The organism is Rathayibacter sp. PhB179 (assembly GCF_004345345.1).
Lineage (GTDB): Bacteria > Actinomycetota > Actinomycetes > Actinomycetales > Microbacteriaceae > Rathayibacter > Rathayibacter festucae.
This window is the reverse complement of sequence record NZ_SLVD01000005.1, coordinates 1-13,830: the sequence shown is the minus strand read 5'-3', so window position 1 is coordinate 13,830 and position 13,830 is coordinate 1. Positions and strand designations below refer to the sequence as shown.

Genomic DNA, 13,830 nt, shown 5'->3' with positions numbered 1-13,830 from the left:
CGTCGCTGGTCGCGCTACTGCGCGCGGCGCGGCGTCTGCTCGGGCACGACCGCGATCCCGGTGAGCGCCGCCGTGGTGACGCGACGGCTCTTGGCGCGGCCCTGGCCGGGCTGCTTGGGTGCGGGCAGCGCGTCCAGGACGGAGTCGAGCAGGTGCTCGGCGACGGCGCTGGGCACCCGGCGCTCGGTCACGACCGGAGCGGGCGGGATCGGGATGTCGAGGATCGGGACCACCGGGGCCTGGGCCGCAGGGGCCTCGGCCGCGACGGGCTGAGCCGCGGGCTCCTGCGCCGCGGGCTCCTGGGCCGTCTCGCGGGCGGCGGGAGCGGACTCCTGCTGCTCGCCGGACTCCGGCGTCTCCTGGCGCGGCTCGCGGTCGCGGCCCCGGCGACGGCGCTCGCCCCGGGCGGGACGCTCGCGGCGGCCGGACGACTCGCCCTGACGCTCCGCGGACTGCTCGCCCGACTGCTCGGCGGACGGGTCGGCCTGCTGCTCGGCCGGCTGCGTCTCCGCGGTGGTCGTGGCCTCGTCGACGAGGGCGACGGCCTCCTCCGCGGCGTGCCGGACGGCGGCCGGGTGGATCGTGCTCGCCGCGATCTGCGCGAGCGCGTTCTTGGCGTCGTCGGTGATGGCATGGGTGCTGACCGGCTTGGAGCCGTTCTGCGCGCCGGCGCCGTTCTGGGCGCTGTAGCCGTTCTGACCGGCCGAGCCGTTGCGGCCGTTCGAGGGCTGCTCGCCGGCCGGCTTGCCGCCGCGGCGGCGCTCCTGCTGCGGAGCAGCGGTCGAGCGGTGCTTGACCACCGGGTCGTGCTGGACGATGACGCCGCGGCCCGCGCAGACCTCGCAGTTCTCGCTGAAGGTCTCGAGGAGGCCGAGGCCGAGCTTCTTGCGGGTCATCTGCACGAGGCCGAGCGAGGTGACCTCGGCGACCTGGTGCTTCGTCCGGTCGCGGCTCAGGCACTCGACCAGGCGCCGGAGCACGAGATCGCGGTTGGACTCGAGCACCATGTCGATGAAGTCGACGACGATGATGCCGCCGATGTCGCGCAGCCGGAGCTGGCGGACGATCTCCTCCGCTGCCTCGAGGTTGTTCTTGGTGACCGTCTCCTCGAGATTGCCGCCGGAGCCGACGAACTTGCCGGTGTTCACGTCGACGACCGTCATGGCCTCGGTGCGGTCGATCACGAGCGAGCCGCCGCTGGGCAGCCAGACCTTGCGCTCGAGGGCCTTCTCGATCTGCTCGGTGATGCGGAACTCGTCGAACGCGTCCTGCTCGCCCGAGTAGACCTGCACCCGCTCGAGCAGGTCGGGGGCGACCTGGCTGAGGTAGAGCTCGATGGTCTCGCGGGCGTCGTCGCCGGCGATCACCATCTTCTCGAAGTCCTCGTTGAAGACGTCGCGGACGATCTTGATCAGCAGGTCGGGCTCGCTGTGCAGCAGCGCCGGCGCCTGGCCGGTCGCGGCCTTGGTGCTGAGCGCGGTCCACTGCGCGGTGAGGCGCTCGACGTCGACCGTGAGCTGCTCCTCCGTAGCGCCCTCGGCGGCGGTGCGGACGATGACGCCCACGTTCTCGGGGAGGACCTCCTTGAGGATCTTCTTGAGGCGCGCGCGCTCGGTGTCCGGGAGCTTGCGGGAGATGCCGTTCATCGAGCCGTTGGGCACGTAGACGAGGTAGCGGCCCGGGAGCGAGATCTGGCTGGTGAGGCGGGCGCCCTTGTGGCCGACCGGGTCCTTGGTGACCTGGACGAGCACGCGGTCGCCGGGCTTGAGCGCGAGCTCGATGCGGCGCGGGCCGCCGGCGTTGTTCGCCGCGTCCCAGTCGACCTCACCGGAGTAGAGCACGGCGTTGCGGCCGCGCCCGATGTCGACGAAGGCCGCCTCCATGCTGGGCAGGACGTTCTGCACGCGGCCGAGGTAGACGTTGCCGATCAGCGACGCCTCCTGCGAGCGGGCGACGTAGTGCTCGGCGAGGACGCCGTCCTCGAGCACGCCGATGCGGATGCTGTCCTCCTTCGAGCGGACGACCATGACGCGGTCGACGGCCTCCCGGCGGGCGAGGAACTCGGACTCGGTGACGACCGTGCGGCGGCGGCCGGCGTCGCGGCCGTCGCGGCGGCGCTGCTTCTTGGCCTCGAGGCGGGTCGAGCCCTTGATGCGCTGCGGCTCGGTGATGAGCTCCGGCTCGCGCGCCTCGCGGGGCTCGCGCTGCTCGCGCGGCTGACGGACCCGGACGACGGTGTTCTCGGGGTCGTCGGAGCCTCCGCGGTCGCTCTCGCCGCTGCGGCGGCGCGAGCGGCGGCGGACGGAGCCCTGCTCCTCCTCCGGCTCGTCGCGCTCCTCGCGGACGCCGAGCGGCGCGCCGCGGGGCGGGAGCGGGGTCAGCTGGACGTAGTCCGGCAGGATCGGCGCCTGGAAGAGCAGCGACGTGCTCGGCAGCGGCGGGCGGCGGGGAGCGGACTCCTCCGTCGCGGCCTGCTCGGCGTCGGCCGGCGACTCCGGGCCGGCGGTGAAGAAGGCGGCGCCGGTCGAGGCCGGCCCTTCCGTCTCGCCGGACTCGGCGCTCGCGTCCGGCGCGGTGGTCTGCTCGGTGTCCTGGGCTGCCGTGTCCGGGGCGGCGGTGTCCGACCCGTTCTGCTCGGCGTCGTTCGTGTCGATGATCGTTTCCCCTGTCGCTGATGCGCTCGATCCGGCCCGTCGGTTCGTCCGACGGCCACCGAAGAGGCGACTGATCTTCCTGGCCCCGCTGCGGGGCTCGTCGCGGTCCGGTTCGGATCCGCCCGTGCTGTTGTCTTCCACCATTCCTGGTGCACTCCTCGGCCGGGTCGTGCGCCGCGCCGTCGACCCGGATGCTGTTCTCGAGCGACGGGCCTCGGCCCGCCGCGAATCCTTCCGCTCCCCCGGTCCCGTCGCTCACGTGGCGCAGGACTCCGGTTGCAGCTTCTCCTCGGAACTGACTATCCGACACGTGGAGATGCGTCGCGCTCATTCGCGGAACGCTGTCGATCTCCTGTGGCCCGGTGCTCGCCCGGTAAACCTTCTTCGCGTCGGTGCGGGATCTTCCGGGCCGACGGCTCCGATTATCGCACGCATTCCCAGAGCCGCCGATTCGCCGCGTGCCATAATCCCCCGGTGTCCAGCGATCCCGAGGTGCCGAGCGCCCCCACCCAGCAGCGTCCGGTCCTCTTCGCGGTGCTCCTGATCGTGCTCGGCGTGATCGGCTGGATCGCCGCGTTCACGCTGACCCTCGACAAGTTCACGTCGCTCAGCGGATCGTCGGAGGCCCTCGGCTGCGACTTCAGCCTGCTCGTGCAGTGCAGCGCCAACCTGAAGTCGGCGCAGGGCGCGATCTTCGGCTTCCCGAACCCGCTGATCGGCGTCGCGGCGTGGATCGCGCCGATCGTCGTCGGCGCCGGGCTGCTCGCGGGAGCGCGCTTCGACCGCTGGTTCTGGGCGCTGTTCAACCTCGGCTTCGTCTTCGCGCTCGCCTTCGTCGGCTGGCTGATCGCGACGAGCATCTTCGCCCTCGGGACGCTCTGCCCCTGGTGCATGCTCACCTGGGCCGTCGTCATCCCCGGCTTCTGGCTGGTGACCCTCCGCAACCTCCGCGAGGGCGTGTTCCCGGTCCCCGCCGCGGTCCGCCGCTTCGCCGGCGCCGCCTACGGCTGGGTGCCGTTCATCACCATCGTCTGCTACCTGGCGATCGCCGTGATGGCCCAGGTGCGACTCGACGTGCTGTCCTACCTCTGACGCTGCCGGGTTGACTCCCGACGCCGCCCCCGGGAGGCGGAGGATCTCGATACGCCCGCTCCGCGGGCTACTCGATCAGCATGCACGGGGGCCAGCCCATTGTCGACCGCATGCACGGGGTCCCAGGCCGCGGGGCGCGCCGTTCCTTGCTGGTCGAGTAGCCGCGCAGCGGCGTATCGAGACCCACCGTCGTCAGGACGGAAGCCTGCAGACCAGCCTGCTGACAACGGTGGATCTCGATACGCCCGCTGCGCGGGCTACTCGATCAGCATGTGCGCTCCCGTCCCCACCTCAGAGGACCAGCCCGCTCGGGCAGCTCTCGCCGAAGGACCTGAGCACGCGGGCGACCGCCTCGGAGGCGCATCCGGGAAAGCGCGTGTCAGCGCTTTCCCGTCGCCGAACGCGCGACGCTCTGCGGAACGCGCCATTCACGAAAGCCGACTGCGGCGTCGCGGATTACCGCGGCGCAAGACGGCACAGGGCGGTTCGCCTTTCAGGCGAACCAGAGCGCGAGCTCGCGCTCCGCGGATTCGACACCGTCGGAGCCGTGCACCAGGTTCTGCTGGACCTTGAGGCCCCAGTCGCGGCCGAGGTCGCCGCGGATGGTGCCGGGGGCGGCGGTGGTGGGGTCGGTCGTGCCGGCGAGGGAGCGGAAGCCCTCGATGACGCGGTCACCGGCGATGCGGAGGGCGACGATGGGGCCGCTCTCCATGAACTCGACGAGGGGCTCGTAGAACGGCTTGCCCTCGTGCTCGGCGTAGTGGGCGGCGAGCAGCTCGCGGTCGGCCTCGACGAGCTTGATGTCGACGAGGGAGTAGCCCTTCGCCTCGATGCGGCGGAGGATCTCGCCGGTGAGGTTGCGGGCGACTCCGTCGGGCTTGACGAGGACGAGGGTCTCCTGGATGGCCATGGTTCGGCGGTCTCCTTAGGTCGGGGTGGGGTCGGTGGGCCCGTCCGCCGCGCGGCGGCTCTGGGTGTCGAGCTTGGTGCCGGTGACCATGCAGTACGTCCACAGGGCGACGAACGCCGCGCCGATGACGAACATGATCGGGACCAGGGCACCGGTGGCCACGATAACGAACTGGAGGACCCAGCCGATCCGGAAGCCGGCCGGCCGGTTGAGCAGGCCGAGCGTCGCGACGAGGGCGAGGCAGACCACCGCTCCCCCGACGAGGACGATCACCGGGTCGGCGGCCTTCAGCCCGAAGGCGACGAGTGTCGCGAGGAAGACGATGACGGCCTCGAAGCCGAGGACGATCGAGCCGAGGCTCTCGCGGACGGTCCGGGTGCGGCGCGGCCGGCCGGCCCTCACGCGCCGAGCCAGTTCTCGTCGCGGGCGACGGTCATCGTCCGGCCAACGAGGGTGATCGACCCGGTGACGAGCAGGGCGCCCTTGTCGGTCCGGGCGGCGAGGAGGCGGCCTGCGGTGAGCGCGCCGTCCGGGTCCTCGGCGACGCGGACCGACTCCGCGGGGAACACGGTGCGCGCGAGGGCGGCGAGCTCCTCGGCCGGGACTCCGCGCTCGCTCGGGGCGGTCGTGACGATGAGCTCGTCGACGACCGGCAGGAGCGCGCGCAGGATGCCCTCCGCGTCCTTCTCGGCGAGGACGCCGAGGACCGCGGTGACGCGGTCGAAGTCGAAGTAGCGCTCGATCGCGGAGGCGAGGGAGGCCGCGCCGTGCGGGTTGTGCGCCGCATCGACGACCGTGCGCGGCGACTGGCCGACGATCTGGAGGCGGCCCGGCGAGGTCGCGGCGGCGAAGCCCTCCTCGAGGACGTTCCCGGTCAGCTCCTGCGTGCCGCCGCCGAGGAACGTCTCGACCGCGGCGATCGCGACCGCCGCGTTCTCGGCCTGGTGGTCGCCGAAGAACGGCAGCAGAAGCTGCTCGTAACGGGTGACGAGACCGCGGACGGAGACGAGCTGGCCGCCCACGGCGACCGTGGTCGACTCGACGTCGAAGTCGGCGCCCTCGAACACGATCGTCGACTCGGTCAGCTCGGCCGCCTGCCGCAGCACCGCCTCCGCCTCAGGGGTCTGCTTCGCCGACACCACGGCGGCAGCGGGCTTCACGATGCCGGACTTGGTGCGGGCGATCTCCTCGATCGTCGCTCCGAGCTGACGGGTGTGGTCGAGCGCGATCGGCGTGAAGACCGCGACCTGCGCGTCCGCGACGTTCGTCGAGTCCCACTCGCCGCCCATGCCGACCTCGATCACCGCGACGTCGACCGGAGCGTCCGCGAAGGCCGCGTAAGCCAGCACGGTGAGCGCCTCGAAGAACGAGAGCGTGCTCTCGCCCCGGCCGACGAGCTCGGCGTCGGTCATGGTGAGGTAGGGCTCGACGTCGATCCAGTTCGTGGCGAGGCTCAGGTCGGAGATCGGCGCGCCGTCGATGACGATCCGCTCGTTGAAGCGCTCGAGGTGCGGGCTGGTGAAGAGGCCGACCCGCAGCCCGTGGGCGCGGAGCAGGCTCTCGATCATCCGGCTGGTCGAGGTCTTGCCGTTGGTGCCGGCGACCTGGATGACGGGGTAGGCCTGCTGCGGGTCGCCCATGTAGTCGACGGCCCGCCGCGTCGGTGCGAGCCGCGGGCGGGGGCTCGCCTCGCCGAGCCGCTTCAGCAGGCTCGCGTAGACGGCGTCGGCCGCCTCCCGCGCGAGCCGGGCGTCCTCCTCGGAGTAGCGGTCCTTGTCAGACATCGAAGGCCTCCACCTTCTCGACGCGGATGATGGCGGTGCCGGCGGGCCCGAAGGCGATCGCACCCTCGCCACCCTCCAGCGCAGTGGTGAGCGCGGCGAACCCGAAGCCGGTCGCGAGGGTCTCCTCGGCGATCCAGAGCGCGTGCGGCTCGAGAGCCGCCATGCTCATCTCGTCGAGGACGATCTCGAGCTCGATGCGGTCGCTGACCTCGAAGCCGGCGGCCTTGCGGGCGTCCTGCACGGCGCGGATCAGGTCGCGGGCCAGGCCCTCGGCCTCCAGCTCCGGCGTGGTCGCCGTGTCAAGCAGCACGAAGCCGCCGCGCGGCAGCAGCGCGATCGCGCGGTCGTCGGCTCCCGAGCCGCCGACCTCCAGAGTCAGCTCGTACTCGCCCTCGACCAGCTCGACGCCGCCGACGGTGACGACGCCGTCGGTCTCGCTCCAGTCGCCGGCCTTCGCGGCCTTGATGACGGTCTGCACGCCCTTGCCGAGGCGGGGGCCCGCGGCGCGCGCGTTGACGGAGAGGCGCGAGGTGACGCCGTAGTCGGCCGCGCTGGACTCGACCAGGGGGACCAGCGACACCTCCTTGACGTTCAGCTCGTCGCGCAGGATCGCCTCGAACGGCGCCAGCTCGGCGGCGTCGTCGACGACGACCGTGAGCCGCGCGAGCGGCAGGCGGACCCGGAGGCCGGCCTGCTTGCGGAGCGACAGCGCGGTGGAGGAGATGCCGCGGACGGCGTCCATCGCGTGCACGAGCGACTCGTCGACCGGGAACTCGGCGGCGTCCGGCCAGTCGGCCAGGTGCACGCTCCGGCCGCCGGTCAGGCCCTGCCAGATCTCCTCGGTCATCAGCGGGAGCAGCGGCGCGGCCACCCGGCAGACGGTCTCGAGCACGGTGAAGAGCGTGTCGAACGCCTCCGTGCCGCGGCCCTCGGCGTCGACGCCCTGCCAGAAGCGGTCGCGCGAGCGGCGGACGTACCAGTTGGTCAGCACGTCGGCGAAGTCGCGGAGTGCGGCCGCCGCGAGGGTCGAGTCGAGCGCCTCGAGGTGGCCGGTCACGGTCTCGATCAGGTCGTGCGTCTTGGCCAGCAGGTAGCGGTCGAGCACGTCCTCGGAGTCGGTGCGGCGGCTCGCGCTGTAGCCCTCGCCCGCCGCGTCGACGGAGGCGTTGGCGTAGAGCGAGAAGAAGTACCAGGTGTTCCAGAGCGGCAGCAGCACCTGGCGCACGCCCTCGCGGATCCCCTCCTCGGTGACGACGAGGTTGCCGCCGCGCAGCACCGGGCTCGACATCAGGAACCAGCGCATGGCGTCGGAGCCGTCGCGGTCGAAGACCTCGGCGACGTCCGGGTAGTTGCGCAGCGACTTCGACATCTTCTGCCCGTCGTTGCCGAGCACGATGCCGTGGCTGACCACGTTGCGGAAGGCCGGCCGGTCGAAGAGCGCGGTCGAGAGCACGTGCAGCGTGTAGAACCAGCCGCGGGTCTGCCCGATGTACTCGACGATGAAGTCGGCCGGGTTGTGCGAGTCGAACCAGTCGGAGTTCTCGAACGGGTAGTGCACCTGCGCGAACGGCATCGAGCCGGAGTCGAACCAGACGTCGAGCACGTCGCTGATGCGGCGCATCGTCGAGCGGCCGGTCGGGTCGTCGGGGTTCGGGCGGGTGAGCTCGTCGATGAACGGGCGGTGCAGGTCCTCCGGGCGCACGCCGAAGTCGCGCTCGAGCTCGTCGAGCGAGCCGTAGACGTCGATGCGCGGGTGGTCCGGGTCGTCGCTCTTCCACACCGGGATCGGCGAGCCGAAGTAGCGGTTGCGGCTGATCGACCAGTCGCGCGCGCCGGAGAGCCACTTGCCGAACTGGCCGTCCTTGACGTTCTCGGGGACCCAGGTGATCTCCTGGTTGAGCTCCTCCATCCGGTCGCGGATCGCGGTGACGCGGACGAACCAGCTGGACACGGCCTTGTAGATCAGCGGGTTGCGGCAGCGCCAGCAGTGCGGGTAGCTGTGCTCGTAGCTGGCCTGGCGGAGCAGGCGGTGCTGCGCCTTGAGGAGCTGCGTCAGCGGCTTGTTGGCCTCGAAGACCTGCAGGCCGGCGACCTCGCTGATCTGCGGCAGGAAGCGGCCGCCGTCGTCGACGGAGATGATGACGGGGATGCCCGCCGCCTCGCAGACCTTCTGGTCGTCCTCGCCGTATGCGGGCGCCTGGTGCACGATGCCGGTGCCCTCGCTGGTGGTCACGTAGTCGGCGACGAGGATGCGCCACGCGTTCTGCGTGCCCCACTGCTCGGTGTCGGCGTAGTGGTCCCAGAGGCGGTCGTAGCTGATGCCCTCGAGCTCGCGGCCGCGGTGCGTGCGCGAGACGGCGGCCAGCGCCGACTCGGCGTCCTCGTAGCCGAGGTCCTTCGCGTAGGCGCCGACCTGGTCGATGGCGAGCAGGTACTCGGCCGAGAGCTCGCGCTCCTCCGGCTCGCCCTTGCCGTCGGCGGCGCCGTTCGGGCCGGCCGCCAGCACGGCGTACTCGATGTCGGGGCCGACGGCGAGCGCGGCGTTGGTGGGCAGCGTCCACGGGGTCGTCGTCCAGGCGAGGGCGCGGACGGCGGTGAGGTTGAGCGCCTCGGCGGTCTCGCCGACGAGAGGGAAGGTGACCGTGACCGTCTGGTCCTGGCGCATCTTGTAGACGTCGTCGTCCATCCGCAGCTCGTGGTTCGAGAGCGGCGTCTGGTCGCGCCAGCAGTACGGCAGCACGCGGTGGCCCTCGTAGGCGAGGCCCTTGTCGTAGAGCCGCTTGAAGGCCCAGATCACGGACTCCATGAAGGTGGGGTCGAGGGTCTTGTAGTCGTTGTCGAAGTCGACCCAGCGCGCCTGGCGGGTGACGTAGTCCTGCCACTCCCCCGTGTAGCGCAGCACCGACTCCTTGGCGGCCGCGTTGAAGGCGGCGACGCCCATCTCCTCGATCTGCGACTTGTCGGTGATGCCGAGCTGCCGCTCCGCCTCGAGCTCGGCGGGCAGGCCGTGCGTGTCCCAGCCGAAGCGGCGGTGCACCTGCTTGCCGCGCATCGTCTGGAAGCGGGGGAAGACGTCCTTGGCGTAGCCGGTCAGCAGGTGCCCGTAGTGCGGCAGGCCGTTGGCGAAGGGCGGGCCGTCGTAGAACACCCACTCCTGAGCGCCCTCGCGGGAGCGGATCGACTCCTGGAATGTGTCGTCGGCCTTCCAGTAGGCGAGGACCTTCTCCTCGATCTGCGGGAACCGCGGCGACGCGGGGACGCCGCGGCCGAAGGCGGAGCCGGTGCTCGCGGGGACGCCGGTGCTCGCGTCGTCTCCGGCGCTCTCGGCATCGCGGGGGGTGGGCGGGGTCAGGGGGTAGGTCACGTGCGGTCTCCTGGCAGTGCTGCTGGTCTGCACGAGGACGGCCCGCCCGGATCTCAGACCCCGGGCCGGGTCGCGGTACCACCTCGCTTGAACCGCCCAGGACCGGCCCTCACGGGCTGTCCCTGGTCGCTCCCACTCGATCGGCTGTCACGGGCCGTACCCGTCCGGGTCTACTGGGCCGCGGCCGGGGCCGGGCTGTTCTTCCGGAGACTCACCGGTGATGGCCGGGTCGAAGTCGTCCAGCCGTTATCCTAGCGCGTCGGCGGTCGCCGGACAGGGGCGGAGGCGGTCATGGCGCGGACAGCGGGAGCGGGTCGCGGACGGCCGCGGGCGTCGTCGCGCTCCATGCTCGAGGACGCGGCTCTCGATCTCTTCGTCGAGCAGAGCTACGCGGGCACGACGGTCGAGCAGATCGCCCAGCGCGCCGGCGTCTCGCGCAACACCTTCTTCAACTACTTCGCCTCGAAGAGCGACGTCTTCTGGGTGCTCGTCGACGACCGGCTGGCCGAGCTGCCGGCGGCGCTCGAGACGGCCTCCCCGGACGCGTCGACGATGGACGCTCTGCGCGGCGCGCTGCTCGCGGTCGGCGCGGGCTTCGGTCCGTCGAGCGTGCCGTGGGCGCTGACCCAGACCGAGCTGATCGGGAGCGTGCACGAGCTGCAGGCGTCGGCTCTCTCGCGGCTCGCTCGGCAGGCGGCGATCGTCGCGGCATTCGTGCGCGCACGCGCCGGGCGTCCGCTGCCGGCCCACGTGGCGCACGCCGTCGCCTACGCGAGCGTCGGGGCGGCGGTCGCCGCGGTGCAGGCCTGGGCGGCCGCGGGGCCGACCCGCGGCGAGCTGGTGCCCTACCTCGACGAGGCCCTGACGCCGGTCTGCCGCGGTTTCGCGCCCGTCGTCGGCTGACCGCGCCCGCCCGTCACGGCCTCCCGGCCCCGCGATAGGATCGTCGCGGCCGGTGAGCGTCACGCTCCGAGAGCCCCCACCCAGGCATCATCACCACCGACGCGGTGCCGCCCATATCGAACCGGAGAACCATGACCGTCGCCGACCGCCTCCCCGCCAAGCCCGCCCTCGAGGGCCTCGAGAGCAAGTGGGGCCTCGTCTGGCAGACGGACGGCACCTACCGGTTCGATCGCACCGGCCTCTCCCGCGCGGACGTCTACTCGATCGACACCCCGCCGCCGACCGCCTCGGGCTCGCTGCACATCGGGCACGTCTTCTCCTACACGCACACCGACGTCGTCGCGCGCTTCCAGCGCATGCGCGGCAAGAGCGTCTTCTACCCGATGGGCTGGGACGACAACGGCCTGCCCACCGAGCGCCGCGTGCAGAACTACTACGGCGTCCGCTGCGACCCGACCCTCCCCTACACGCCGGACTTCGTGCCGCCGTTCGAGGGCGGCGACAACAAGAGCAGCAAGGCGGCCGACCAGAAGCCGATCTCGCGCCGCAACTTCATCGAGCTGTGCGAGCGCCTCACCGTCGAGGACGAGAAGCAGTTCGAGGACCTCTGGCGCACCCTCGGCCTCTCGGTCGACTGGACCCAGAGCTATCGCACCATCGGCGAGGAGTCGCAGGCCGCCTCCCAGCGCGCCTTCCTCCGCAATCTGGCGCGCGGCGAGGCCTACCAGGCGCAGGCGCCGACCCTCTGGGACATCACCTTCCGGACCGCGGTCGCGCAGGCCGAGCTGGAGGACAAGGACCAGCCCGGCGCCTACCACCGCATCGGCTTCCACCGCGACGGCGCGGAGGACGTCTTCATCGAGACGACCCGCCCCGAGCTGCTGCCCGCCTGCGTCGCGCTCGTGGCGCACCCGGACGACGAGCGCTACCAGGCGCTCTTCGGCACGACCGTGCGCACCCCGCTCTTCGACGTCGAGGTGCCCGTGCTCGCGCACCACCTCTCGCAGAAGGACAAGGGCTCGGGCATCGCGATGATCTGCACCTTCGGCGACCTGACCGACGTCGTCTGGTGGCGCGAGCTCGACCTGCCCAACCGCGCGGTCATCGGCTTCGACGGCCGCCTGATCTCCGAGGCGCCCGCCGCCATCGAGAGCGAGGCCGGCCGGGCCGCGTACGCGCAGCTCGCCGGCAAGACCGTGTTCTCCGCGAAGCAGACCGTGGTCGCGCTGCTCACCGAGTCGGGCGAGATGGTCGGCGAGCCCCGCCCGATCGTGCACCCGGTGAAGTTCTTCGAGAAGGGCGACAAGCCGCTCGAGATCGTCTCGACCCGGCAGTGGTACATCGTCAACGGCGCCCGCGACGCGGCGCTCAAGGAGCGCCTGCTCGAGCTCGGCCGCGACGTGCGGTTCGTGCCCGAGTTCATGCGCGTCCGCTACGAGAACTGGGTGAACGGCCTCGCCGGCGACTGGCTGATCTCGCGCCAGCGCTTCTTCGGCGTGCCGATCCCGGTCTGGTACCCGCTCGACGGCGACGGCAACCCGGTCTTCGACGCGCCGATCGTCCCCGAGGAGTCGGCACTGCCCGTCGACCCGTCCTCGGACGCCGCCCCCGGCTACTCGGAGGACCAGCGCGGCGTGGCCGGCGGCTTCCAGGGCGAGCTCGACGTGATGGACACCTGGGCGACCTCCTCGCTCACCCCGCAGCTCGCCGGCGGCTGGGAGCGCGACGACGAGCTCTGGCAGCTCGTCGCGCCCTACGACCTGCGCCCCCAGGGACAGGACATCATCCGCACCTGGCTCTTCTCGACCCTGCTGCGCTCGCAGCTCGAGGACGGCCGCGCGCCGTGGAGCACCGCGACGGTCTCCGGCTTCATCGTCGACCCCGACCGCAAGAAGATGTCGAAGTCGAAGGGCAACGTCGTCACTCCGGCCGGGATGCTCGAGCAGCACGGCTCGGACGCGGTGCGCTACTGGGCCGCCTCCTCGCGCCTGGGCACCGATGCGGCGTTCGACCCGCAGAACCCGACGCAGATCAAGATCGGCCGCCGCCTGGCGATCAAGGTGCTGAACGCGGCGAAGTTCATCCACGGCTTCCCGCTGCCGGAGGGCGCGACGGTCAGCGACCCGCTCGACCTGAGCATGCTCGCCGCTCTCGACGGCGTGGTGGCGGACGCCACGACGGCGCTGGAGAACTACGACCACGCCCGTGCGCTCGAGATCACCGAGGCGTTCTTCTGGACGTTCTGCGACGACTACCTGGAGCTGGTGAAGGAGCGCGCGTACGGCGAGGACGGCGCGTCCGCGGCCGCCGCCCTGCACCGTGCGCTGGATGTCCTGCAGCGGCTGTTCGCGCCGTTCATCCCGTTCGCGGTCGAGGAGACCTGGTCCTGGTCGCACGACGGCTCGGTGCACGTGCAGCCGTGGCCGGAGCAGGCCGCTCTCGGCGGCGACCCGGCCGTTCTCAGCGCGGCCAGCACCGTGCTGACCGCGATCCGCCGGGCGAAGACCGATGCGAAGGCCTCGCAGAAGACGCCGGCCCGCTCCGCCGTCGTCACCGCGCCGGCCGAGCTGGTGGCGTCGTTGCGACTCGCCGCGGGCGACCTCGCGGCCGTCGGCCGGATCTCCGCGCTCGACTTCGCCGAGGGCGACGCGCTGGCCGTGCAGATCGAGCTCGAGACCGAGCCGACCGCCTGATCACCCGGGGGGCGGGCCGCGGCCCGGTCCCCCTCTTCTCGAGAGGAACACCCCATGCAGCTCGGAACGCGCTGGCCGGTCGGCGGAGACACGCCGTCCACCCTGCCCGAGATCGTCGTCACCGCCGTCCGCGACGTGGAGGGCGAGCTCGCCTCCGCCGGCACCGACAGCTCCGCCTGGCGCTGGACGCTGACCTGGCTCGAGGGCAAGCCGGTGCTCGAGCTCGACGACGGCACCACCATCACCTACCGCCCGGACGAGGACGCCGCCTACATCACCCAGCCGCAGGGCCGCGTCGAGGGCGAGGACGACGACTGGGGCTGAGCCGCTGACAGGGTGGATCTACTTGGAAAGGGATGGTGACCTTTCACGCGGTTCTGGGGGTGAGGGTGACGTCGTAGCCGAGGGTCGCGAGGGTTCGGAGGGCGTT

Annotated in this window: 9 protein-coding genes; 4 read left to right on the top strand and 5 right to left on the bottom strand. The window is 71.8% G+C overall.

Annotated features, from left to right (window positions below):
- Nucleotides 1-14: 14 nt before the first annotated feature.
- The gene (locus EDF43_RS11475; protein WP_132437031.1) at nt 15-2,798 is read right to left on the bottom strand and encodes an Rne/Rng family ribonuclease; all 2,784 of its coding nucleotides are present in this window, start codon (nt 2,796-2,798) and stop codon (nt 15-17) included.
- Nucleotides 2,799-3,128: 330 nt separating this feature from the next.
- On the opposite strand from EDF43_RS11475, the gene EDF43_RS11470 reads away from it, so the two are divergent.
- The gene (locus EDF43_RS11470) at nt 3,129-3,746 is read left to right on the top strand and encodes a vitamin K epoxide reductase family protein (RefSeq protein WP_243624527.1); all 618 of its coding nucleotides are present in this window, start codon (nt 3,129-3,131) and stop codon (nt 3,744-3,746) included.
- 493 nt (nt 3,747-4,239) lie between these two features.
- Here EDF43_RS11470 and ndk read toward each other — a convergent pair whose 3' ends face one another.
- Genes ndk through ileS form a run of 4 tightly spaced genes read right to left on the bottom strand, consistent with a single transcriptional unit; the run spans nt 4,240 to nt 9,792 of the window.
- Nucleotides 4,240-4,656: a nucleoside-diphosphate kinase gene (gene ndk, locus EDF43_RS11465; RefSeq protein ID WP_123736920.1), complete on the bottom strand. Its 417-nt coding sequence runs from the start codon at nt 4,654-4,656 to the stop codon at nt 4,240-4,242.
- Nucleotides 4,657-4,671: 15 nt separating this feature from the next.
- On the bottom strand, nt 4,672-5,058 hold the full coding sequence (locus tag EDF43_RS11460; protein WP_243599174.1) for a DUF4233 domain-containing protein: 387 nt from the start codon (nt 5,056-5,058) through the stop codon (nt 4,672-4,674).
- On the bottom strand, nt 5,055-6,440 hold the full coding sequence (locus EDF43_RS11455) for a folylpolyglutamate synthase/dihydrofolate synthase family protein (protein ID WP_132437027.1): 1,386 nt from the start codon (nt 6,438-6,440) through the stop codon (nt 5,055-5,057). The genes EDF43_RS11460 and EDF43_RS11455 overlap by 4 nt, the downstream gene beginning before the upstream one ends.
- Entirely contained in the window at nt 6,433-9,792 is a 3,360-nt protein-coding gene (gene ileS / locus EDF43_RS11450) for an isoleucine--tRNA ligase (RefSeq protein WP_132437249.1), read from the bottom strand. The genes EDF43_RS11455 and ileS overlap by 8 nt, the downstream gene beginning before the upstream one ends.
- 357 nt (nt 9,793-10,149) lie before the next feature.
- Between ileS and EDF43_RS11445 the strand changes: the two genes are divergently transcribed.
- The 3 genes from EDF43_RS11445 (at nt 10,150) to EDF43_RS11435 (ending at nt 13,724) form a co-directional block, all read left to right on the top strand.
- Complete coding sequence (locus EDF43_RS11445; protein ID WP_243646290.1) at nt 10,150-10,707, top strand: TetR/AcrR family transcriptional regulator; 558 nt, start codon at nt 10,150-10,152, stop codon at nt 10,705-10,707.
- Nucleotides 10,708-10,838: 131 nt separating this feature from the next.
- Nucleotides 10,839-13,400, top strand: coding sequence for a valine--tRNA ligase (gene valS, locus EDF43_RS11440; RefSeq protein WP_132437023.1), 2,562 nt, complete (start codon nt 10,839-10,841; stop codon nt 13,398-13,400).
- Nucleotides 13,401-13,454: 54 nt separating this feature from the next.
- Nucleotides 13,455-13,724 carry a hypothetical protein gene (locus tag EDF43_RS11435; RefSeq protein WP_123703503.1) on the top strand — a complete coding sequence of 90 codons (270 nt, stop codon included), beginning with the start codon at nt 13,455-13,457 and terminating at the stop codon, nt 13,722-13,724.
- Nucleotides 13,725-13,830: the final 106 nt, after the last annotated feature.

Coding starts and splice junctions, on each gene's coding strand:
- EDF43_RS11475 (WP_132437031.1), bottom strand. CDS start 2,798: ATGGTGGAAGACAACAGCACGGGCGGATCCGAACCGGACCGCGACGAG.
- ndk (WP_123736920.1), bottom strand. CDS start 4,656: ATGGCCATCCAGGAGACCCTCGTCCTCGTCAAGCCCGACGGAGTCGCC.
- EDF43_RS11455 (WP_132437027.1), bottom strand. CDS start 6,440: ATGTCTGACAAGGACCGCTACTCCGAGGAGGACGCCCGGCTCGCGCGG.
- EDF43_RS11445 (WP_243646290.1), top strand. CDS start 10,150: ATGCTCGAGGACGCGGCTCTCGATCTCTTCGTCGAGCAGAGCTACGCG.
- valS (WP_132437023.1), top strand. CDS start 10,839: ATGACCGTCGCCGACCGCCTCCCCGCCAAGCCCGCCCTCGAGGGCCTC.
- EDF43_RS11435 (WP_123703503.1), top strand. CDS start 13,455: ATGCAGCTCGGAACGCGCTGGCCGGTCGGCGGAGACACGCCGTCCACC.